17 protein-coding genes and 1 pseudogene are annotated in these 22169 nt (G+C 66.3%); 4 read left to right on the top strand and 14 right to left on the bottom strand.

What is annotated here, in order from left to right; genetic code table 11:
• Positions 1–63 precede the first annotated feature (63 nt).
• The 7 genes and pseudogenes from O6Y00_RS08825 to araD1 form a co-directional block, all read right to left on the bottom strand.
• On the bottom strand, positions 64–2103 hold the full coding sequence (locus tag O6Y00_RS08825; protein ID WP_353442201.1) for a discoidin domain-containing protein: 2040 nt from the start codon (positions 2101–2103) through the stop codon (positions 64–66).
• Positions 2100–3335: a glycoside hydrolase family 27 protein gene (locus O6Y00_RS08820; RefSeq protein ID WP_435368605.1), complete on the bottom strand. Its 1236-nt coding sequence runs from the start codon at positions 3333–3335 to the stop codon at positions 2100–2102. The genes O6Y00_RS08825 and O6Y00_RS08820 overlap by 4 nt, the downstream gene beginning before the upstream one ends.
• A 116-nt stretch (positions 3336–3451) precedes the next feature.
• Positions 3452–4492 (bottom strand): annotated as a pseudogene (locus tag O6Y00_RS08815) (glycoside hydrolase family 43 protein); the annotation flags it as partial.
• Entirely contained in the window at positions 4489–5523 is a 1035-nt protein-coding gene (locus tag O6Y00_RS08810) for an arabinan endo-1,5-alpha-L-arabinosidase (protein ID WP_353442199.1), read from the bottom strand. The gene O6Y00_RS08810 and the pseudogene O6Y00_RS08815, both read right to left, overlap by 4 nt.
• Positions 5524–5574: 51 nt before the next feature.
• Positions 5575–7149, bottom strand: a complete 1575-nt coding sequence (locus O6Y00_RS08805; RefSeq protein ID WP_353442260.1) for an alpha-N-arabinofuranosidase — start codon at positions 7147–7149, stop codon at positions 5575–5577.
• A gap of 7 nt (positions 7150–7156) precedes the next feature.
• Positions 7157–8083: a Gfo/Idh/MocA family protein gene (locus O6Y00_RS08800; RefSeq protein WP_353442198.1), complete on the bottom strand. Its 927-nt coding sequence runs from the start codon at positions 8081–8083 to the stop codon at positions 7157–7159.
• Between the two features lie 2 nt (positions 8084–8085).
• Positions 8086–9078, bottom strand: a complete 993-nt coding sequence (araD1, locus tag O6Y00_RS08795; RefSeq protein ID WP_353442197.1) for an AraD1 family protein — start codon at positions 9076–9078, stop codon at positions 8086–8088.
• A 285-nt stretch (positions 9079–9363) separates the two neighbouring features.
• Between araD1 and O6Y00_RS08790 the strand changes: the two genes are divergently transcribed.
• Complete coding sequence (locus tag O6Y00_RS08790) at positions 9364–10119, top strand: FadR/GntR family transcriptional regulator (RefSeq protein WP_353442196.1); 756 nt, start codon at positions 9364–9366, stop codon at positions 10117–10119.
• A gap of 60 nt (positions 10120–10179) precedes the next feature.
• On the opposite strand, the gene O6Y00_RS08785 is transcribed toward O6Y00_RS08790, so the two are convergent.
• Entirely contained in the window at positions 10180–11325 is a 1146-nt protein-coding gene (locus tag O6Y00_RS08785) for a cellulase family glycosylhydrolase (protein WP_353442195.1), read from the bottom strand.
• A gap of 354 nt (positions 11326–11679) precedes the next feature.
• On the opposite strand from O6Y00_RS08785, the gene O6Y00_RS08780 reads away from it, so the two are divergent.
• The 3 genes from O6Y00_RS08780 to O6Y00_RS08770 are packed head-to-tail and all read left to right on the top strand — an operon-like array spanning position 11680 to position 16088.
• Positions 11680–14511, top strand: a complete 2832-nt coding sequence (locus tag O6Y00_RS08780; protein WP_353442194.1) for a TonB-dependent receptor — start codon at positions 11680–11682, stop codon at positions 14509–14511.
• A 30-nt stretch (positions 14512–14541) separates the two neighbouring features.
• Complete coding sequence (locus O6Y00_RS08775) at positions 14542–15087, top strand: hypothetical protein (RefSeq protein WP_353442193.1); 546 nt, start codon at positions 14542–14544, stop codon at positions 15085–15087.
• Positions 15084–16088, top strand: a complete 1005-nt coding sequence (locus O6Y00_RS08770; protein WP_353442192.1) for a family 43 glycosylhydrolase — start codon at positions 15084–15086, stop codon at positions 16086–16088. Before O6Y00_RS08775 ends, O6Y00_RS08770 begins: the two co-directional genes overlap by 4 nt.
• A 46-nt stretch (positions 16089–16134) precedes the next feature.
• Here the strand turns inward: O6Y00_RS08770 and O6Y00_RS08765 are convergent, their stop codons facing one another.
• Genes O6Y00_RS08765 through O6Y00_RS08740 form a run of 6 tightly spaced genes read right to left on the bottom strand, consistent with a single transcriptional unit; the run spans position 16135 to position 22080 of the window.
• The gene (locus O6Y00_RS08765; RefSeq protein WP_353442191.1) at positions 16135–17004 is read right to left on the bottom strand and encodes an RDD family protein; all 870 of its coding nucleotides are present in this window, start codon (positions 17002–17004) and stop codon (positions 16135–16137) included.
• On the bottom strand, positions 16982–18004 hold the full coding sequence (locus tag O6Y00_RS08760; RefSeq protein WP_353442189.1) for a stage II sporulation protein M: 1023 nt from the start codon (positions 18002–18004) through the stop codon (positions 16982–16984). Before O6Y00_RS08760 ends, O6Y00_RS08765 begins: the two co-directional genes overlap by 23 nt.
• Positions 18001–19311 carry a DUF58 domain-containing protein gene (locus O6Y00_RS08755; RefSeq protein WP_353442188.1) on the bottom strand — a complete coding sequence of 437 codons (1311 nt, stop codon included), beginning with the start codon at positions 19309–19311 and terminating at the stop codon, positions 18001–18003. The genes O6Y00_RS08760 and O6Y00_RS08755 overlap by 4 nt, the downstream gene beginning before the upstream one ends.
• Positions 19308–20264 (bottom strand): AAA family ATPase, encoded by a 957-nt coding sequence (locus O6Y00_RS08750; RefSeq protein WP_353442187.1) that lies wholly within the window; start codon positions 20262–20264, stop codon positions 19308–19310. Before O6Y00_RS08750 ends, O6Y00_RS08755 begins: the two co-directional genes overlap by 4 nt.
• Positions 20261–21484 carry a hypothetical protein gene (locus O6Y00_RS08745; protein ID WP_353442186.1) on the bottom strand — a complete coding sequence of 408 codons (1224 nt, stop codon included), beginning with the start codon at positions 21482–21484 and terminating at the stop codon, positions 20261–20263. Before O6Y00_RS08745 ends, O6Y00_RS08750 begins: the two co-directional genes overlap by 4 nt.
• A complete protein-coding gene (locus O6Y00_RS08740) occupies positions 21472–22080 on the bottom strand; it encodes a DUF4129 domain-containing protein (protein WP_353442185.1) in 609 nt (202 codons plus the stop codon). Before O6Y00_RS08740 ends, O6Y00_RS08745 begins: the two co-directional genes overlap by 13 nt.
• Positions 22081–22169: the final 89 nt, after the last annotated feature.

Here is a 22169-nt window from a genome sequence, read left to right as displayed (position 1 = left end):
TCGCTGCAGGATTTGCCCAGAGTTTTCGTGCCATGGATCCCGCGCTGGCTAAGGCTCGCGCGGCTAGAACGTCTTCACTTCAACGAGCCGGGTACGTTTCGCGGCGGGCTGCGTAAATTCCACCCGGAGCTTCCGGACGGAGACAGGCGTCCAGCGCGCACGCGTGATACCGTTCGCGATCGGCGCAACGCCGCTGCTGCCGATCCTGCTCCACCGCCTGCCGTCCCAGCCCTGAAACCGGAGACCGGTCGGCGCGGCGAAATCCTTGCCGTCGGCAAAGAAGGCCAGTTCGGATCGCGACAGCGTGACCGACTTGCCGAAATCGATCTCGTACCACTGCGCGGCGGGCGATCGGGCGGACGACCATCCGTTCGGCAATTCCGGGAAGAACCAGATGCGGCCATCGATCGCGTCGTGCACGGATTCGGCGTCGGTGTTGCTGGACGCGCTGCCCTTGGGGAATTGGCCGCGGACGAGTTGCACGGCGCGGTCGATCGGCCGGGCGATCGGCGGCACGGCCGCGCGGGCCAAGGGGACGACGACACGCTCCAGCCCGGGGCGGTGCGCGACACGCCGGCCATCCACCTCGACGGTCAGTCCCGCCGCGCCGCGAAAATGCCGGCCGTCCACGTCCCAGGTCACCGCCACGCTGCGGCCGTGATACGGCACGTCCTGCATTCGAAACCAGCCTAGCGCCTGCGGATCGGACGCGGCGGGCAGCAGCGGATTCACCTCCAGCACATCGTCGGCACGTGGGCGGATCCCGACCAGTCCGGTCAGGATCAGATCGGCGAACCCCGAATGGAAATAATGGTGGCTGCGCGCCAGTCCGACGATCGGTCGCCCAGTATCGGGGTGGTAATCCTCCTCGATATCGAGCCGATCGCCCTGATAATGCAGCGACGCATATTGCCGGAGCAACCGCATGTAATCGGCCCGCGTCACGGACGCCTGCCGGTAGTGATCGAGCAGGTTTGCCAGGCCGGTCAGCACCTGCGTGGTCTGGAACGGCCAGATCGGCCCGTTCCATTGGCATTCGGGCCGAGCGCCCTCGTACCGGTATTGCCGCATGTAATGCTCGTAGCTCGGCTCGACCGTCCGGAAGCCGGCTGGACCGCCCAGGCCATCCTTGTCGAGGAGATGAGCCCATGCGCTCGCAAACCGCGCATCGTCGTCCACCATGTCGAACGTCCAGGGCAGATAGCCGACGAGTTCACGCCCGCGGATCGGCTGCCAGTATTTCACGACCGCGTTGTCGACCTTGTAGCGATCGATGAAATGGCCGAGCGGCTCGCTCCACAAGCTGTCCTGGACGCGGCGCTTGAGCGCCGCCGCGCGCGCGTCGAACGCAGCGGTACCTGCGACGTCGCCGCTCAACGCGGAGAGGCGGGCGATCGCGCGGGCGTTGGCGAACATGTACGCGTTGATCGACGGACGGAACGCGTCGCCGCCGCGGAACCCGTCCTTACCGCCCGACGCGTCGATCGAGGAGATCGTGTATTCGGTCGCGTCGAGCAGCGGTTCGATCCAGTACAGCCCCTTGCTGGCGTCGAACCGATCGTCCCACGCCGCATAGAGCCGTCGCATCGCCGCGAGATGCCGCGTCGCCGCTGCGCGATCGCCATCGACGAGAAACCGGCCATAAACCGAGTCCGCGATGTAATCGGTGAAATGGCGATCGTTGCCACGCCGGTACATGAAATCGATATAATCGTCGGCGTAGCGCCGGTCGCGCAGCCAGCGGCCCTCGCCCAGATGGAATCCGGTCGCGTCGTTCAGGCTGGCATAGGGTTCGAGCTGCCATCCCACGTCATCGAGAAACTCGGTCGAGATATACCCGTCGGCACCGAGATCGCGCTGGTGGGCGCGGTACAGCGACCAGCGGTAGTAATAGACCGCATCGAGCCGCGGGTCGGCGGAGTCGAAGAACGGGATGCGGTTCTCGTACCAGGCGGCATCGTTCCCGAACCTGTCGCGCGCGATACGTTGCGTATCCAGCCGCGGTGGGCCGATCGCCGGATGCGGCGCGGCCGTCACGGGCATGATCGCCGCCAGCAGCATGCCAAGGCGGAGAACCGGCTTGACGACACTGCGCCGGATCAAGACCGGTCGACCGCGAGCCGGTACAGACCTGCGCCGTGCGATGCCACCGACTGCGTCAACTCGGCCGATACGGGAGCGAGATCGGTCCTCGCCCATAGATCGCGGACGCCGACGCGGCCTTGGAGCCCCAGCATCGCGAGACTGATCCGTATCGGCTGCGCGGACTTGCCCGTATTGAACAGAGCGAGGTAGCGATCTCTCGAACCCGGCACGCGCGCCGACCAGACGCGTACGTCATCGGCGACGAAATGCGGCTGGTTGTCGTAGCTCGCCTGGTTGACCGCGATGACTTCGGGATTGGTGAGCAGGTCGAGCGTCGGGCGGTCGAGATGGCGGAGGTCGCCGCCCATGATCAGCGGCGATCGCGCGATCGACCACAGGGTCATCAGCGTGCGCTGTTCGTCGGGCGTGAACTTGGTGTCGCGCGCGCCCAGCGCGAGACGCCCGAGCGGGAGCATGTCGGCGTCGGGCCAGCCGCCGGGCATGCGGTGCGCGTTCCAGTTCTCCAGCCGGGTGAACTGCGCCTCGAGCAGCGGCCATTCGTCCCAGAAATCGTCGCTGATCCGCCACATCTGCGCAAAGCGGCGGACGTGGTCGGCACGGGATACCGGCGTTTCGCCGGGCGACAGGCTGAGGATGATCGGCCGGCCGGTCGCGACGATCGCGGCGTGCGCGGCCTCGATCTCCGGGGCATGCGCGTCGTAGGGACGGCTCATATCGTCCATCTTCACCAGGTCGACACCCCAAGACGCGTAGAGTGCGAAGACGCTGTCGTAATAAGCCTGCGCGCCGGGCTTGCGCATGTCGACGCCGTACATGTCCGGGTTCCACGGGCAGATGCTGGTCGTATCGGCGATGTCGCGCGCGCGGTATCTGGTGCCGAACACCGGCAGGTTGCGCTCCACCGCGAGCCGCGGAATACCGCGCATCAGGTGGATGCCGAACCGCAGGCCGAGCGCGTGGACGCGGTCGGCGAGCGGGCGGAAACCCTTGCCGCGGGCGCTCGACGGGAACCGGTTCGGCGCGGGCAGCAACCGGCCGTAATCGTCCATCACCGGCTTGGGCTTGGTCGCGTAGGTGTAGCTGCTTGCCCCCGGCTCGTACCACTGGATATCGACGGTGAAGATATCATAGCCCGACGGCAGCAGCTTCTCCGCCATGATCGTCGCGGTCTCGATCGCCTGCGCCTCGGTGATCGTCGTCGCGAAACTGTTCCAGCTGTTCCACCCCATCGGCGGCGTCGGCGCCAAGAGCTTCGAGCCAGCACTCGCGCGAGCGCCTATCGCGGCTGCGGGTACCGCTGCGGCTCCCGCGGCGAGGAACGTCCGGCGATCGAGGCCGCTCACCGCAACGGGCCGTTGGCAACCGGTTCGCCGAAATTGGGGGCGCCGTCGGGCTTGTACGTGAAATGCTGGACGCGCGTGTGGCGATTGGGATCGAACAGGGGATCGCCCTTGATCGCCTCATAGTCGCGCGCGTGATAGACCAGGATGTCGCGGCCGCGCTCGTCGACGGTGAAGCTGTTGTGGCCCGGCCCGAAGACCTTGTGCGCGGGCGACGACTTGAACACCGGCTGCGGCGATTTCGTCCAGGTTGCCGGATCCATGATGTCGGCATCGTCGCGCGCGGTCAGCATGCCCATGCAGTATCGCGCGTCGGTCGCGCTCGCCGAATAGGTCATGAACAGCTTGCCGTTGCGCGCCAGCAGCGCGGGCGCCTCGGCGACCTTGAACCCGCGGATCTCCCAATCGAGCGTCGGTATCGTGAGCCGCGCGGGCTTCGCCGCCAGCGTCAGAGGGGTCGCGAGCGGTGCGAGATAGAGGTTGCTGTTGGTCTCGATCCCCGGCTCGCGCTGTGCCCAGGCAAGATAGCGCGTGCCGCGGTGGACGAAGCTCGTGGAGTCGAGCGTGAAGCTGTCCCACGGCGTCGTCAATTGCCCCAGCACGGTCCAGGTGCCGGTCATCGCGTCGGGCCCGTCGCAGACCACCGCGAAGGTGCGGATACGGAACACGTCCTCGCCGCCGCCGCTCGGGCCCGCCGCGAAATACATGATCCAGCGGCCATCGATCAGGTGCAGTTCGGGTGCCCAGAGGAAGCCGGACATCGGCCCGGTCTTCTCGTGCCGCCACAATACGCGCTCGTTGGCGGTCGACAGCCCTGCCAGCGTGCGCGAGCGGCGCAGCACGAGCCGGTCGTATTCGGGCACCGAGCCGGTCATGTAATAATAGCCGTCGGTGTGCAGGAAGACCTGCGCATCGGCGCGCTGGCGGACCAATGGGTTGACCGGCACCGGCACCGGCGCCTTCGCCGCGACCCGTGCAAGCGCACCGCTAGCGGTCGCAGCACCAGCACCGGCCAGGAACAGCCTTCGTGTGAAATCCATCGTCATGGTCGATTCTCCGCAACTGGCCAGCCATCCGCACCCCAGGCGATCGGTGCGATGCGCAACGTCGGGGTGCCTTTGGTCTGGGAATCATAGGCGTGGTAGACGACGTAATCCTTGCCGTCGGTGTCGTGCATCACGCCGGGGTGGCCGGGGCCGCGATAGCGCTGCTTTTCCTGAAGGTCGGCGCGCAGGAAGATCGTTCCCCCGCCCTGCATCATCGCGCTGCCGTCCTTGCCGAGATACGGCCCGGTGATCGCCTTCGATCGGCCGACGACGGTGTAATAGGTGCTGTTCACGCCCTTGCAGCAATAGTCGTAGCTCGCGAGCAGCCAGTAATAGCCGCCATGGCCGATGATGAACGGCGCCTCGACCGGGGCCGGGCCGCCGGCGGGTGCGGGACGGCGCGCGATCGCGTTGGGCTTCGCCGCAGGGTCGAGCAGCTTGCCGGTCTTTGGGTTCAGCGCGAACAGCTTGATGCCCGTCCAGAAGCTGCCGAGCGACAGCCACTCGCGGCCCTGCGCATCGACGACATGGTTGGGATCGATCGCGTTGAAATCGTCCTTGGGCGTCGACATCACCACCAGCCCCTCGTCGCGCCAGCCATAGCCGGGCGCCTTGGGGTCGAGGGTCGGGCTCGTCGCGAGCCCGATCGCCGAGCGGTTCGAGCCGAAGGTGGAGACCGAATAATAGAGCCGGTACCGCCCGTCTGCGCTGCGCGAAATGTCGGGTGCCCACATGCCCTTGGTGCCCGGCACCGCCTCGGTCGCCCAGTCGGGCAGGCGCGACAGCGGCGGCGTGCCCGCGGTCCAGTGGATCAGATCGGGCGAGGTGCGCGCGCTCAGCATCTGGCCGTCGAGCCCGGTGCCGTAGACGTAATAGGTGTCGCCCGCGCGGATCATCACCGGGTCGTGGACCGGCGCGATGTCGCCGGTCAGGCGGGCGTTTAATGCAGGCGGTGCAGCGGCGGTTTGCGCCAGCACACTACTCGCGAGCGTCAGCGCGATCAGTCCGGTCGCCCATTTCGGTGCGGCCATCGTCTCTCTCCCGGCAGGTGCGCCCGCCGGTTGCTCCGGCGGGCGTCACGATCACTTCAGTTCGAGCATCACGACTGACATCGGCGGCAACGTCACCGACAAGGTGCCGCCGCTCAGGTTAGCGCCATTGAATGCCTTCGGTGCGACCGCGTTGGGCGCTTCGAAGGTGTTGAGCGCAGTCATCGTCGGCGCGGTGAGCACCTGCCCGGTGACGGTCTGCGCCGTCACGCCCGGCAACGCGGCCGAGACGCTGGTCGGCTTGTTCGGATCGAGGTTCGACAGCGCGATCCGCACCACGCCGTCCTTGCCGCGCACCGCCGACGCGCTGACCGACGGCATCGTCCACTGGTCCTTGTTGTACCAGGGCGACTTGATGTCGATCGGCAGGACGGTGCCGTCCATGTACGGCTTGTACATCGCGAACACGTGATAGGTCGGCGTCAGCACCATCTTGCTGCCGTCGGTCAGGATCATCGCCTGCAGCACGTTCACCATCTGCGCGATCGCGGTCATTTTCACGCGGTCGGCGTGCTTCGCGAAGATGTTGAGGTTGATCGCGGTGACCAGCGCATCACGCAGCGTGTTCTGCTGGCGCAGGAAACCGGGGTTGGTGCCCGGATCACCGGCATACCATGTGCCCCACTCGTCGACCGCGAGCCACATCGTCTTCTTCGGATCGACCTTGTCCATGATCGCCGAATGCTTGGTGATCAGCTCGTCCATCTTGAGCGTCTCGGACAGCGTCTCGGCCCAGCCGCGCTCGTCGAACACGGTCGCGGACGCACGCGGCGGCCAGCCACCGGGGACGGTGTAGTAATGCAGCGACAGCGCATCGACCTTGCCGACCAGCTCGCGCGCCATCGTCTCGGTCCAGTTATAATCGTCGTTGTTCGCGCCGCTTGCGATCTTCATCACGCGCGTATCCTTGGGCGCCTTGATGAAGGTGGCGTAGCGCCGCGTGACGTCGGCGGCATATTCCGCACGCATGTTGCCGCCACAGCCCCACAGCTCGTTGCCGACGCCGAAATACGGGACGGCCCACGGTGCCTTGTGGCCGTTCTTGGCGCGTTCGTCGGCGAGCGTACCGGCTGGCGAGGTCATGTATTCGACCCACTCCGCCATTTCCTGCGGCGTACCGTTGCCGACGTTGCCGGCGATATACGGTTCGGCGCCGATCTGTCCGACGAGGTCCATGAACTCGTGCGTGCCGACCGTGTTGGGCTCGGTCACACCGCCCCAATGCGTGTTGATCTTGACCGGACGCTTGGTCTTGGGACCGATCCCCTCGCGCCAGTGATATTCGTCGGCGAAGCAGCCGCCGGGCCAGCGCACGACCGGCACGCCGATCCCGCGCAATGCGGTGACGACATCGGTGCGGAAGCCGCGGACGTTGGGGATCTTCGATTTTTCGCCGACCCAGAGCCCGCCGTAAATGCCGTTGCCGAGATGCTCCGCGAACTGCGTGAAGATGCGGCGATCATAGGTCGGGCCAGGCGTGTCGGCGTGGACCGTAACGGTTGCCCCGGTCGAACTGGGCGCGTTGGCGGGTGCGTCGGTCTGCGCGGTGCCGATGCCGGCGGTCGACAGCAGAAGCGCGGCGGCGAGACCCTTCAGCGTGCGGGTCATTTTTGCCTCAATCATCGAAAGCCTCCACGGAATTGCGGGTGCCGCGCAGGAACGCGTCGGCGACGAGGGTGAACGGGGTCGTGTCGACTTCGCTGCGGCCACCGCGGATCAGCGACGCAAAGCGTGTGTAGAGGCCGGGATATTCCTCGTCGTCGTTATGCACGGTGCCGTTCGGCAAGGTGAGCACCGCGCCGCCCTTGGCGAGGCTGAGCGTGCCGGCGTCGGTTTCGACGGTGATATCCCAGCTCTGCGGGCCGGTCTGGCGCCAGTCGAGATCCATGCTGATCGGCGTACCCGAGGCGCTGCGGAAGGTCAGGTCGGCGGCGATCGGCGCGGCGCGATTGGCGGGCGTCGACAGCGTCGCGGCGGTCAGGAAGAACGGCTGCGGCAGGATCTCGGTGGCGATCGACAGCGCGTTGATGCCGGGATCGAACACGCCGAGCCCACCCGGCTCCCAGATCCACGCCTGCCCCGGATGCCAGACGCGAACGTCCTCGCGCCAGACGATCGACACGCGCTCGATCTTACGCTCGGCGAGCCACGCCTTGGCCGGCGCAACACCTGCCGCGAACCGCGAATGCCAGCCGGCAAACAGCGTCGTTCCCGTCTCGGCAGCCTGCGTTTCGAGCGCATCGACCTCGGCCAGCGTCGCGCCGGGTGGCTTTTCGAGGAAAACGTGCACCTGCTTGGCGAGCGCCATCGAGGCTAGCTCGTAGCGCACCTGTGGCGGCGTGCAGAGCGCGATTGCATCGATCGCCGGACCGTCGGCGAGCAGCGACTCCAGCGACTTGAAGTTGGCGACACCCTCGACCCCCGGATCGCGCGGACTGACGCTGGCGACGAACTCGAAGTCGGCGTTGCCCGCGATCGAGGGCAGATGCTGGTCGCGGGCGATCTTGCCCATGCCGACGACGGCGATGCGGATTGCGGCCATGTTCAGAGCGCCTTCACGACGACGGGCTGCGGTGCGGCCTTGGTCAGCGTGTTGCGCAAGGGCAGCGTGAACGGTGCGGCCTCGATCTCGAACACGTCGCCTTCGCGCGTGGTCACGCCGTCGGCGAACGACAGCGTCGCGGTGCCGAAGAAATGGACGTGCACGTCGCCCGGACGGCGGAACAGGTCGTATTTGAAATGATGCGCCTCGAGGTTGGCGATGCTGTGCGACATGTTCGCCTCGCCCGACAGGAACGGCTTTTCCCACAGCAGCGCGCCGTCGCGGTGAATGCGGCTCGCACCCTCGATATGCTGAGGCGGCGTACCGACCAGCAATTCGGGGCCGAGCGACGCCTGGCGCAGCTTCGAATGCGCGAGCCACAAATAATTGTGGCGCTCGGTGACGTGATCGCTGAATTCGTTGGCGAGGCACAGGCCGAGGCGAAACGGCGTGCCGTCCGGACCGATCAGGTAGATCCCGGCAAGCTCGGGCTCCTCGCCGCCATCCTCGGCGAAGTCTGGCATGGTGAGCGCCGCGCCGGGCGCGACGAGTCCCGAGCCATCGCCCTTGTAGAACCATTCGGGCTGCTGGCCGCGCGTCCCCGCTGCCGGCTTGCCGCCCTCGACGCCTTCGAGGAACATCCGCATCGAATCGGTCTGCTTCTCGGCGTCCGCGGCGGCGCGGTGCATCTTGTCGCGGCCCTCGGCCGAACCGAGATGCGTCAGGCCGGTACCGGTCATGATCAAATGGGCCGGATCGACATGATCGATCGGCGAGGTAAGGCGACCGGCGGCCAGCACGGCGGCGAGGTCGACGTTCGCGCCCGTTCCACAGGCAGCGACCGCCGCGGCAAGATCGCTGCCGTCGGCAATTGCACGCTCGGCCAGCGCGCGGACACTATCGACGCCAGCGACGAACGCCGCACCATCATCGGTAGCGGCGATCACCGATCGCGTGCCGTCGACGCCAACATGCTGCAACAGGCGCAAAGTCATATCTCTCTCCCAAATGAGGCGCCGCCCTGACGGTTCGTCCCCGGATTACTTGATCAGTTGGCGGGGCCGTCGTCGATCCACGGCAGCGCGCCGCTGTCATCGCGATCGCGCCAGCCGCGAAGACAGCCGCAAAATCTCCCCGGCCGCCGGCGCGCGCTATTGATATCAGACATCGACAGCCCCTTCTTATACTCGGACATATAAGCGGCGTTCGGATTTGGCAATCTTTGTCGTTCCTTGATCGAACACGGGCTGTTACGCCCTCCTGGAGGAGCACGTATGACGATGACAGATCGGATTGAGCAGAGCGATCCAGACGACGTCGCGGTACGCCGCGCGCCGCGCGGAACCGGGCGGCGGCTGCACGGCGCGGTCGCGCACAAACTCGGCACCGCGATCTTGTCCGGGGAATATGCGCCGGGCGACACGCTGTCGGGCGAGGTCGCCTTCTCCGAAGCGCTCGACGTATCGCGCAGCGCGTACCGCGAGGCGGTGCAGGTCCTCACTGCCAAGGGGTTGGTCGAAAGCCGTCCCAAGATCGGGACGCGCGTCCTGCCGCGCAGCCGGTGGAATTTGCTCGATCCCGACGTGCTCGCCTGGGCCTTTGCGGGCGAGCCGGACATCGCGTTCGTCCGTGGCCTGTTCGAGTTGCGGGGAATCGTCGAGCCGGCCGCCGCCGCGCTTGCCGCCGAGCGCCGCGAGCGATCCGACCTGAAGATCATGAAAGACACGCTGGCGGCGATGCGACGCCATACGCTGGCGACCGAGGCCGGCCGCGCGGCGGACCGCGAGTTTCACGATGCGGTGCTGACCGCAACCCGCAACGACGCGCTGATCGTGCTGAGCGCAAGCATCGGTGCCGCAGTCAGCTGGACGACGCAGTTCAAGCAGCGCGCGCTCGCACTGCCGCGCAATCCGATCCCCGATCATGTCCGGGTCTATGAGGCGATCGCGGCGGGCGATGCGGCCGGCGCCAGCGCGGCGATGCGCGCGCTGGTCGATCTCGCGCTCGAGGATACGAAACTCGCGATGGCGCGCTGACGGGACCAACGCCAATCGGCGCCCGACCATTGTCAGGCGCCGCCAGCTACCGCGCGACGTCTATCGTGACCGACGTGAAATCGGGGCGCCCGATGGAACCGTCGGCACGATGCCCTTCGGCGCCGCGCTCAGTCGCCGGATCAGATCGGTTTCCGCCGGACGATACGGCGTACCGTCGTTCCGGAACACCTCGTGGAACCAGATCGTCGGCTCGGCGAGCACATAGGGTCTCTGCCAGCTGTCCCAGGGCAGCCGGGTCTGCGTCTTGCCGTCGACGAACCCCCAGTTGATCATGCCGACATTGTAGCGCTTGCCGATCGGCAGGGATCCGTCGAACGTCGATCCGTTGCCGCGTGCCATGTATTCGGTGCAGATGACCGGCCGTTTATAGGCCTGCAACTGCTTGATCCGCCGTTCGAACGTCTCGGGCCAGCTATAGTCGTGGAACGTCACTACGTCCGACTGCGCGAGCTGGAGCTTTTCCATCGGCGACGTCTTGCCGCCCGGCGTCCAATCGTCGCCGATCCAGACGCCCGATGTCAGCGGCTGCGACGGATCGGCATCGCGCGCCCACTCGAACACCTGCGCCAGCAGCGCGCGGACCAGCGGTTCCTTGCCCTCCTGCCCCTTATACTGGTCGGCACCGTTGTCCGGCTCGTTCCACACGTCCCAGCCGAGTATCCGGTCGTCTTTCGCAAACGCGCCGATCACGCCCTGTACATAGGCCTTGTAACCGGGATAGCGCGCGCGATCGCGCAGGCCCGGCATGCCCGGCCCCTGCACCCAGCCCGAATTATGCACGCCGGGGATCGGCGGATGCTGTGGCCCGAGCTTCGGATCGGGATCCCAGCAACTGTCGAACAACACGAACAGCGGCTTGATCCCGTGCGCCTTGGCCATTGTCAGGAACGTATCGATCCGCTGCTTGAAACCCTCTGGATCCTGCTGCCAGAGCTGATCGTGGAGGAACACGCGCATCGTGTTCATGCCGATGCCCTGCGCCAGTCCAAGCTCGTAATCGATCCGCTTGGGATCCCAGGTCGCCGCCTGCCACATTTCGAGCTGGTTGATCGCGGTGGCGGGCGCGTAGTTCGATCCGACCAGCCAAGGCTGTGCCGCATACCAGCCATTGGCCTGCGCTTCGGTCCATCGACCCCGTGCTTCCGCAGGGCTTGCGACGAAAGCTGCCGCCGCAAGCATCGCCATATGCCGCGGCCTAAGCTGCCGGGTGATCCCATCGACGCGGGCCTGGGCGGATTGCTTGCATGCGTAAATCCGACGTCCCGAGTCGGTGGGCGCCTGCGCCAAAATGCCGTTGCTCACTGGCTTCCTCTCCTGTTCGGCGGCGCTGCGTTCGCCGATCGACGACTGGACAACGTGCGCGCGCGAGATGCTGTTTCCGCATCGTTCGCAACCCTAGCGGGCCCGATCTCGATTGATCAAGGCCGGTCGGCAATTTGTAGTCTTGTCCTACAAACAGATTGCCAGCTATCGGCGATCCGCTTAGCGTGAAACCAAGTCGCATGGAACACCATCGACACCTAAAGGGGAGAGAACGACATGAAAACGAGGGCACTTCTGAGCGCATCCGTAGCCGCCATGGCGCTGGTCGCCGTGACGCCGGCATCGGCGCAGACCTCCGACAAATCGATGGCGAACGGCAGGACCGGCGCCGGTCAGGGCCAAGACCTTCCCAAGCCGACCACAGCGTCCGATCAGAACGCGAACCCCGCCGCGCCGCAGCCGTCGCTGCAGGAAAGCCCCACGGAAGACAGCGGCGATATCGTCGTCACCGGGCTTCGCCGCAGCCTCCAGTCGGCGCAGGCGATCAAGCGCAACTCGGACGGCATCGTCGATGCGATCGTCGCCGAGGATATCGGCAAGCTGCCCGATACGTTCGCCTCGTCGGCGCTCGCGCGCGTCTCGGGCGTGCAAGTAACGCGTGGCGGCGGCGAGTCGGCGGGCGTCACCGTCCGCGGGCTGCCCGACCTCAGCACCACCTATAACGGTCGCGAAATCTTCACCGCCGAAGGTCGGTTCGTCCAGATCCAGGACTTTCCCGCCGGCACGGTCGCGGCGCTGGAGGTCTATAAATCGGGCACCGCGAATTTGATCGAGGGCGGCATCGGCGGGCAGGTCAACGTGCGCGGCCGCCGGCCGTTCGATTTCAACGGGTTCGAACTGTCGGGATCCGCAAACGGCGTGGTCTGGGATCAATCGGACAAGACGTCGTGGAACGGCAACCTGCTGATCAGCGACCGCTGGGATACCGGCATCGGCGAGATGGGCCTGTTGTTGAACGGCTCGTTCGTCGGCATCGATTTCCTCGACTCGACGCGGGAACAGTCGCTTGTCATCGGTACGACCAGCGCGGCGCAAGGGACGACCGCAGGTATCCGCTACCCCGATGCGCAGGGCCTGTTCTATGGCGGCGGGCATCGCTGGCGGCCATCGGCCAACGCCGCATTCCAGTGGAAGCCGACGCCCGAACTGGAAATCTATGCCGATGGCCTCTTCCAGGGGTTTCGCAGCGAAGACACCAATCGCTACATGTTCGTGCCGATATTCGGCGACATCCGCCTGAGCAATCTCGTCACCGACGGCGCCAATCCTGCCCAGGCACAGAGCTTTACCGTCAGCAACGCGGTTGCGCCCGACGGCTATTCGGGCTCGTTCCACGGCAAGACCGACACCTATCAGGCCGGCGGCGGCGCAATCTGGAAGCACGACAAGCTGCAGATTTCGGCGGACATTGCCTACACCGACAGCACGTACACCGCCGACCTCGTCAACATCGACAACACGTTCGCCAGTTCGCCGGTGCGCAACGTGAGCTTCGACGCTGGCAAGGACGGTGGCCCAAGCTTCAACTTTGTCAATTTCGACGTCACCGACCCAGCCAACTTCCTCAGCCGCGGCTTCTATCAGGAGCATCTCGTGGTCAGCGGCAAGGACGTGCAGACGCGCGCCGACCTGCAGTATGACGTTGGTGAAGGCCTGTTGCGGCGTATCCAGTTCGGCGTCCGTTACAATGATCGCGATGCAACGCGCGATCGCGGGACCGACTATCGCTTCAATCTTCCCGCCGGTATCCCACTGGCGAACCTGCCCGTCGGGTTGGAACGGACCAATCCGGGGTTCGACTACAACAGCATCTTCCCGGTGCGGACGTTCGTCGCCGTCTCGTCCGACAGCATCAGGCAGAACCTGCCGGCGTTGCGGACCTTCTACGGCGCGCCCGCAGGAATCCCGGCCTTCAACCCGACCGAGAATTTCGTCGCAAATGAAAAGGCCTATGCCGCGTACGGCCAAGTCAAATACGGCTTCGACCTGGGCAAGATCACGGTCGACGGGCTGGTTGGTCTGCGTGCGATCAAGACCAAGACGAGAATTGCCGGCTTCGACCGGGTGCTGACCGCCAGCACCGAAACGTTCGTACCGACGACGCAGTCAAAGGATTATACCGACTATCTGCCCAACGTCAGCGCACGCGTCGGACTGAGCGACCAGCTTCAGTTGCGTCTCGCCTATACGCAGACGCGGACACGACCAAATTTCCTCTCGCTAAACCCCACGCTGACGGTCGATCCGTTGCGGAGCGACAATACGCCGATCGTCAACAACAATGGCACGATCACCCAGACCTACCGAACGGCCACCGGGGGCAATCCGAGTCTCGTGCCGCTGACGTCGAACAACTACGACGCAAGCCTCGAATACTACTTTTCCCGCAGCGGATCGCTGACCGGTGCGATCTTCCAACGGGATGCCCGTGGGTTCATCTTCAACAGCCTGACGTTGGTAGAAGACCCGGTTTACGGCCTGTTGCAGATCAACCAGCCGGTGAACTCCGGCAAGACGCGTTTCCAGGGCGCGGAGGTATCGTTCTCCAGCTTCCTCGATATCGACGGCCTGCCGGACTGGGCGAAGGGTTTTGGCCTCCAAGCCAACGGCACCTATGTCGATTCCAAGGGCGATCTCTCGCCGGACTTCAACCGCCTGCTCGGCAATCGGCGCGTGCCGTTCAACGGCGTGTCGAAATGGACGTACAACGTGGTCGCGCTGTACGAGCGGCCGTTCTTCTCGGCCCGCCTTGCCTATAATTACCGTTCGCGGTTCGTCAGCTTCTACAGCCAGGAGAACCTCGACGTCGATCCGGCCAACACCGCCGACCGCCGTGTCCGAGGGACGTATGAAAAAGGGCGTGGGCAGCTCGATTTCTCCACCACCGTCACCCCGATTCCAAGCGTCACACTGGCGTTCGACATCGTCAACCTGCTGGGCAACCCACTGCAACGCGAACGCCAGTATAATGATGCGGGCGACACCTTCGCACGGCAGATCATCTATCTCGAGCGCACCTATTCGCTCGGCGTACGGTTTCGGTTCTGACCTGACATAGCGACGATGGGACACAGCATCATGCGAATTGCCTTCCTTGCCGCGCTCGGCCTGAGCGTGGCTCTTGCCGGCCCGGCAGCGGCGGATGCGCCCAGCATGGCGGATCGGCTCGTCAACGACCCCCGGGTGGAGTCACTCAACCCGTACGGCCTGCGCCTGCCGCCGACGATCCGCGCGGACAAGAGCGTCCAGTTCGGCAAGGCGTTGCGCGTCCCGCTCAAAGGACACGCGGACTTCTGGCGGGTCGGCATCACCACACCCGTGCTAAAACCGGTCAGGAAAGGCGACCAGATCGTCATCGCCTTCTGGGCGCGCGCGGAGGAAACGGAGGCCGGCGCGCCCGGCAAGATCGGTCGCGTACAGCTCGAGGCGACGCCGGTCGTCCGTGCGGTGTTCGAGCAGCCGTTCGAGGTCGGGCCGGACTGGAAGATGTACCAGCTGAAGGGCACCGCCGACCAGGATTACGCGCCACGCCAGTTGAACGCCGCGCTCCAACTGGACGCCGCCAAACAGGTGCTCGATATCGGGCCTGTTTTCGTGCTCGATTATGGGCAGCCGGCGACGTGACGCGGCGTAGCGCAAAGCGCTGGATCAAGGGCGCAATGAGTGTTGCCCTCGCCGTCGCGACGTCCGCGATCGCGCGCAACCCCGAATTCCAGGGGGCCGATCCGCATGCAATGATGATCGACGGCGAGCTCTGGGTGTTTCCGACCGGGGGGCCCGGCGGAAGCTGGGCCGCGGACCGGTTCGGTGCCTTCTCGTCGCGCGACCTGAAGACCTGGACCAGCCGCGGCGAAATCCTGCGCCGCGATCAGATCCGCTGGATCGGCGACGACGGCGCGAAGGACCATTTTCTCTGGGCGCCCGGCGTCGCGACGCGCAACGGCAAATGGTATCTCTATTACTCGGTCGGGCCGCAAAACCCGACACCCAGCCGGATCGGCGTGGCGGTCGCCGACACCCCGCAAGGCCCCTATCGCGACAGCGGACGTCCGCTCGTCACCGGGGGCTGGCGCGCGGGCAGCCAGTTCGAGGCCATCGATCCAATGGTGTTCGTCGATCCGCGCTCGGCCAAGGCGTATCTCTATGCCGGGGGCAGTGCAGGCGCCAAACTGCGGGTATGGGAACTCGGACCCGACATGATCAGCGTTGCGCGGGAGGTAAAGATCGACCAGCCGCCGCAATTTACCGAGGGCGCTTTTCTCCACGAACGCGACGGCACCTATTATCTATCGTACAGTCATGGCCATTGGAACGGCCCCGATTACTCGGTCCATTATGCGACGGCCCCCTCCCCGGTTGGTCCGTGGCGCTACCGGGGCGCGATCCTGACCAGCGACGCGCGGCATCAGGGACCGGGACACCACAGCTTCGTAAAGACGCCAACGGGCGAATGGTTGATCGTGTACCATCGATGGGAGCAGCGCTCCGCTCCCGCGCCGTTCAAGGGCGAACGCCAGATCGCGATCGACCGCGTCCACTATGCCGCCGACGGCACGATCCGGCCGATCGTGATGACCGACGGCGATGCGGCGCCAACCCTGCGCAAAGCTCCATCAAGGCGATGACCGCAGCCCCGCGCTTCTGACATATCCCGCAGTCTACAGCGCTGCGTCAATCGCGCAGGCCGCCGTCGGCGCGCTTGTCGAGCCGACGGTGGCCTACCAGCAGTCCGCTCTCCAACCTAGCGCAGAGCGCGGCATAATAGTCGGCGAGGAAGCCGTCATCGTCGCCGTCGTCGGCGAGGCCCGCCTTGCGCCGGATCGCCGCCGCGACGGTAATCCGGGCGAGGTCGTCACCGCCGCGGATCACATCTTCCAGAGCCTGCAATTCGTAGATCCCGTACAGTGCAAGCGCCGTTTCCGAGAAGACGTGTCGCGGCCGATCGTTGGTCGGCGCGAGATCGGCGGCAAGCCTTCGGACCGCGGTCTGCACGACCCAGGTCCCGGCGACCAGATCGCCGATGCGCAACCGGTCGCGGTTGAACAGCGGGAAGAACAGGAAGATACCGGTCCACAGCAACGCGAAGATGGTCAGGAACGCATCCGCGGTTCCCGCCGCCGCCTGCGCACCCAGGAACGAAAGCGGCAGAAACACCTCGATCTCACGCATCGCGTTGCGCGCCAGCACCGCCCCCGCGGTCAACCGCGCGCCATCGCGCGCGACCACGCGCAATCGCATCAGCCGCTTGCCCGGCGTCGCGCCGCGCCCGCCCATCTCGAACAGCACGAACCAGCCGTTCCGCAACACGAAGGCGCCGATCAACCACAGTATCTTGGCGATGTCCGCACGGGTGGCCTGATCCAGCGCGAACAATGCGGCCGTCACCGCGACCATCACAACCAGCATAAGCGTGACATCGATCAGGAACGCCGCAGCACGCGTTCCCGCTCCGCCCAGTTCGAGCTGAAGGTCGACCCCCTCGGGCGTGACGAAGCTGCGACGTCCCGCGACGGGCGCCTTAGTCCGGCGAGCGGTTCGCATGACGCCTCCCGATGCCATAATAATAGACCAGCCATGCGGCGAGCATCGCCGCACCGATCGCCATGCGCGTCAGGTCGCCGGTCACCACTTGCCGACCGACGCCCTCCAGGATCGCCGCGACCGCCAGCATCAGCACCACGCCCGCCGTGGCGACCGCGGCAGTGCGGCCGGCGGCAACCACTGCCTCCATCCGTTCCAGCCTTCCGGGAAAGGCGATGGCGGTGCCGATCCGCATCCCGGCCGCACCGGCGATCATGACCGCGAACAGTTCGGTCGTCCCGTGGATCGCCAGCCAGGCAAGGAAGTTCGGCCCCAGCCCCTTGCTGGCGAACACCGCGATCATCGCGCCGAGCATCAGCCCGTTGTAGAAGATCAGCAACGCCGTCGGCACGACGAACGCGAAACCTAGCGCGAAGGCGAAGATAGCGATCTGTGCGTTGTGGCCGAACAGGAAGCTCGCGAACACGCCCAGCCCGTCTTCGTTGCTATGGTACAGCGTTACCCGCAGCGACTCCGCCGACGCACCGGGATCGCGCCCGCCCGCCATGCCCGGAGGGACGATCCCGGCATACCAGGACGGATCGGCCCGAACGAGCATATAGGCCGCGATCGCACCCGCGACCGTCAGGAACGCCATGACCAGCGTCTCGCGCCACAGCGAAGCGACCGCGCCCGGCCATCCCCTGGTGAAGAACCGTCCCAGATCCCGCCACGCGGAGTCCGAAACACCATAGAGCTGGAAATACGCACGCGTGCACAATTGCTCGAGATATGCCACCAGCGCGCGGTCGAGCGATGTCTCGCGCGCCACCGACAACGACGACAGCGTGGAACGGTACAGCAGCGGCAACGCCAGCAGATCGTCGTCGGACAGCACGCGAACCGAGCGCTTCTCGATCCGCGCGAGCAGACCTTCCAGCCGCGTCCAGTCCACCTCATGCACGGCGCGGAAGCGGCTGGCGTTGAGCAACGGCGGTGCGATATCGACGAACGCGCTCACAACAGGCTCCTCCGCTTCAGGTCGACATAGCCTTCGACCAGCCGCTCGGCGACCTGATCGTACGGGCTCTCGATGACATGGACGCCCAGATGGCGCAGGCGCAGCAGCACCAGCCGGCGATCGCGCAACAAGGCCGCTGCCGTCACCGCGCGGGTCACGTCGGCGGCGCGTTCAGGCGCGCGATCGACGATCGTCTCCAACTCGTCGTCGCGCAGGACGACGATCAGCACGAGATGGGTCTTGAGCAATCGCGCGACCGCCTTGACCATGAAGTCGGCGGAGATGGGATCGGTGAATTCGGTGAACAGCACGATCATCGACCGGCGCTTCAGCCGTGCCGCCAAGGTGGTCAGAGCGAAGGTGTAGTTGGTCTCGTCACCGCTATAGTCGATCCCGGCGGCGAGGTGCTGAAGTTCGGTGAACGCCCCCGATCCGCCGATGAAACCGCTGGCCAACCGCGGTCGTGAATCGAACGCATGGAGCGCCACGCGGTCGCCGAGCTTCAGGGCGAGCCACCCGGCCAGCAGCGCCGCCGATACTGCCCGATCGACGCGCGGGATGCCGTCGACCGGTTCCGACATCTGCCGCCCGGAATCGATCGCGAACACGATCTGGCTGTTGCGCTCGGTGCGATACTCCTTGGCGTACAGCTTCCTGTGTCGCGCGGATTGTTTCCAATCGATCGCACGCCGGTCCACGCCAGACCGGAACTCGACCAGCGCGTCGAAGTCGGTACCGTCGCCGCGATCGCTTTGCGCCAGCAGGCCTTGCACCGCATGGCGCTGAAACACCTGCGCGCCATGCCGACGCACCGGCTCGATATCGGGCAGGATCGGTAATGTCCGGTCCTCGTCGATCCGCGCCTGACGCCACGCAAGACCCAGTGGCCCCGCCCAGCGCACCCAGAACCTGCCGAGCCGCGCCGTTCCGCGCCGCTGCGGGGTCAGCGCGATCGTCCCAGATCCCCGGCCCGCAACCAGCGCGACGTCCAATGGCGCGGCGTCGGCAAACGCCAGCAATGGATCGGGCGCCAGCGCAACCTGTACCGCGCTGACCGACCGTCGCGCCTCGATCTCGACCGTGATCGGCACCGTAAGGGGGATACCGACCGCAGCCGACCGCGGCAGCGCCAGCACAACTTGCGCCCGCGCACGGCCGAGCACGGCGTCGACGACCACGAGCGCCAACACAGCCAGCGGCCAGCCGAGCCCCGCATACCAGGTCGCCGGAAACAGCATCGCGACCAGCAGCGTGACCGGTATTCCGATCGCCGCCGCCAGCACCGCCATGCGAGTCGGATAGATCAACGCGGCGCCTCGATCGTCTCGATGATCTGCGCGACGACGTCCTCGATCGCCCGCCCGCCGATTTCCGCCGCGGGCGACAGGATCAACCGGTGGCGCAGCAACGCGGGCGCCAGTGTCTTCACGTCGTCCGGGATGACGAAGTCGCGGCCGTCCAACGCCGCCCGTGCCCGCGCGGCCCCGGCCAGCATCGCACCCGCGCGCGGCGAGGCGCCGCTTTCCAGATCGGCCACGTCGCGCGTGCCGCGGACCAGTGCGACGATATAGTCGATGACCTCGTCCACCAGCCGCACGTTTGCGACAGTCGCGACCGCCGCATCGATCGTCGCCGCGTCGGCGCGCGCTTCGACACCCCAGTTTGCGGGCGACATCGCGGTCGATCGCGCGCCGTGATCCGCGACGATCCGCCGCTCCTCCTCCGCAGTCGGATAGGACACCGTCTGCTTGAACAGGAACCGGTCGAGCTGCGCCTCGGGCAGCGGATAGACGCCCTGCTGCTCGATCGGGTTCTGCGTCGCGACGACGGTGAAGCGATTGCTCAGTGCCAGGCTCTCGCCATCGATCGTGACGGTGCGCTCCTGCATCGCTTCGAGCAGCGCCGCCTGCGTCTTGGGCGAGGTACGGTTGATCTCGTCCGCCAGCAGCAATTCGGTGAAGATCGGGCCTCGCGTGAGCGTGAAGGTCGATGTCTGGAAGTTGAACAGATTTGCGCCGATGATATCGCCCGGCATCAGGTCCGGGGTGAACTGGATACGACCGAACTCGAGCCCGACGGTCCTGGCGAACGCGTGGGCGAGCAACGTCTTGGCCGTACCCGGCGGCCCTTCCAGCAGGATATGCCCCCCGGCGAACAGCGCGACCAGCAGCAGGTCGACGGTGTCGTCGTGCCCGATCACGGCCTTGCCGATCTCGGCACGGATCGCCTGCCCGAGTGCCTGAACCTCTTCTACCGTCACTGTGTCTTCTCCTGTTGCCATCGGTACAGCGCCTGCGCCGCTGCGAGCATGTCGGTGCGATGTTCGGCGCGCCCCGCGTCTGCAACCAGCGCGCTGAACTGCGTCGTGCCCCCAAGCTTGTCGAGGTAGCGATCGGCTTCGTCGTCGGTCAGTTTCGCGGGAACGCCGAAGATCGTCCGCGCCCGCTCACGGATCAGCACGGCATAGCGTTCGCCCAGCATTCCTTCGCGCCCCGCCTTGCGGACGATCATCGCGCTGTTGTCGATCAGTGCGGTCTTGCCGAACGCGATCGCGCGCGTTCGCGGTTGCGCCGTGCCGAAGCGGACCAGCGCCTGCCACGCGACCAACGCCAACGCGGCAACGATCGCCAGCGTCATCGCGAGGAACGGGGGTTCGAAGGCGAGCTTCAACGGGCTGCGTCCAACGCCCAGGCCATTCAGCGACACGTCGAACGCGATGCCATGTGCGCCGGTGGCATTGACGAAATCGAGCAGGTCGAGCGCGGCTCGGGCATGGTCCAGGCGACGAATGCCGTGATTGTCGAGGAGATCTGGGTCGGCGAGGATGTACGTGTTGGTGCGACGGAACTGTCCGAGCACGATCCGCCCCGCATCGTCGGTGATCAAGGGGATCAGCGTTGCCGAGGCCACCGTCTGCAACGGCCGCGGCGCGGACACCGCGAGCGACGACGGCGCCCAGCGGACCGCGTGCAGCGCGCGCGCTCCGCTCGGCCGACGGGTAACGGTCATCACCGTGGCAGGTGCGAAAATGCTGGCGGGGTCGAACGCCGGCAACAGCCCGCCAACGTCCACCCAGCCGCTCGTCTCGTCGTCCGCGATCGTCGCCCATTTCGGCAGCACGATCAGCGTCGCCCGATTGCGCCGCGCCGCCATGAACTTGGTCATGTCGATCGCGCCGTGCTCGGGCGTGGCGACGACCAGATCCTCGGTATTCCACGCCTCCTCGGCCCGCAGCACGCGCGGATGGCGTCCGGTCGCGCGTGCCAGCTCGACGATCCCGGCATATCCGGTCGCAGCGTTGGACAAAGCATGCGATCCGGCATTCCGTCCCGAGTTCAGATCGGGCGCATACGCCCCCAACAGCAGCGATCCCGCGAACCCGATCAAGCCGACGATCAGCAACAACGCCACCGTCAGCGGCGAGAATACCCGGTCCGCGCCGCCCGCGCGGCTGATCGCCACCTCGCTCACGCGGCCCACCGTCCCGGCAATGCAAGGTCGGCATAGGCCGTGCGAGCGGTCTGCCAATCCGCGTCCGTGACCAGGCGCCCGCCGAACAGGCTCCGCTCGACCAGCCCGGCGATGCTCGCGAACAGCGGCCGGACCGACGCCGGCAACAGCGGCGCCGACGCGAGTTCGCGGCTGGTCAACGACGGGCGCCGCAGCGCCGGGCGCCGCCGGGCGATGTCGTCGATCGAATGGAACAGCAGATAGTGGATCGCCTCGGCATGGCGGCCCTCGGCGGCGAGCCGGTCCGCCTCGCGCAGCCATGCCCGCGCCGGGGCCGCGTCTGGCACCCACTCGTCCTCATTCGCGTCGGGCGTCGGACCGGCGCGTCGCCGTCGCGCAGGAAGCCGCCATTCGCCCGACCGGATGCGCTCGACGACCATCAAGACCACCGCCGCCGCGACTCCCGCCAGCAGGGTCCACAAGAGGATGCGGGCATAGGGTGCATCGGGCATGAGGCTCGAAATCCAGCGCAAAAGCCGCCCGATCGGCCTGAAAAGGTCGGCAAGCCAACGTCCCAGCGTTTTAAGCCATGCCGGTGGCTCGGGCGGCACCGGCGGACGCGTCAAAGTGAACTGGATAGACGGATCGGCCCGGAGCGCGGCATGGGCCGCAGCCAGTCGATCGGCCCCCGCCGCCGGATCGTGTCCTGAAGCCC

The sequence above is a fragment of the Sphingomonas faeni genome (genome assembly GCF_040407565.1).
Taxonomy (GTDB): Bacteria; Pseudomonadota; Alphaproteobacteria; order Sphingomonadales; family Sphingomonadaceae; genus Sphingomonas; species Sphingomonas faeni_F.
This window is presented reverse-complemented; position numbering and strand designations above follow the sequence as displayed.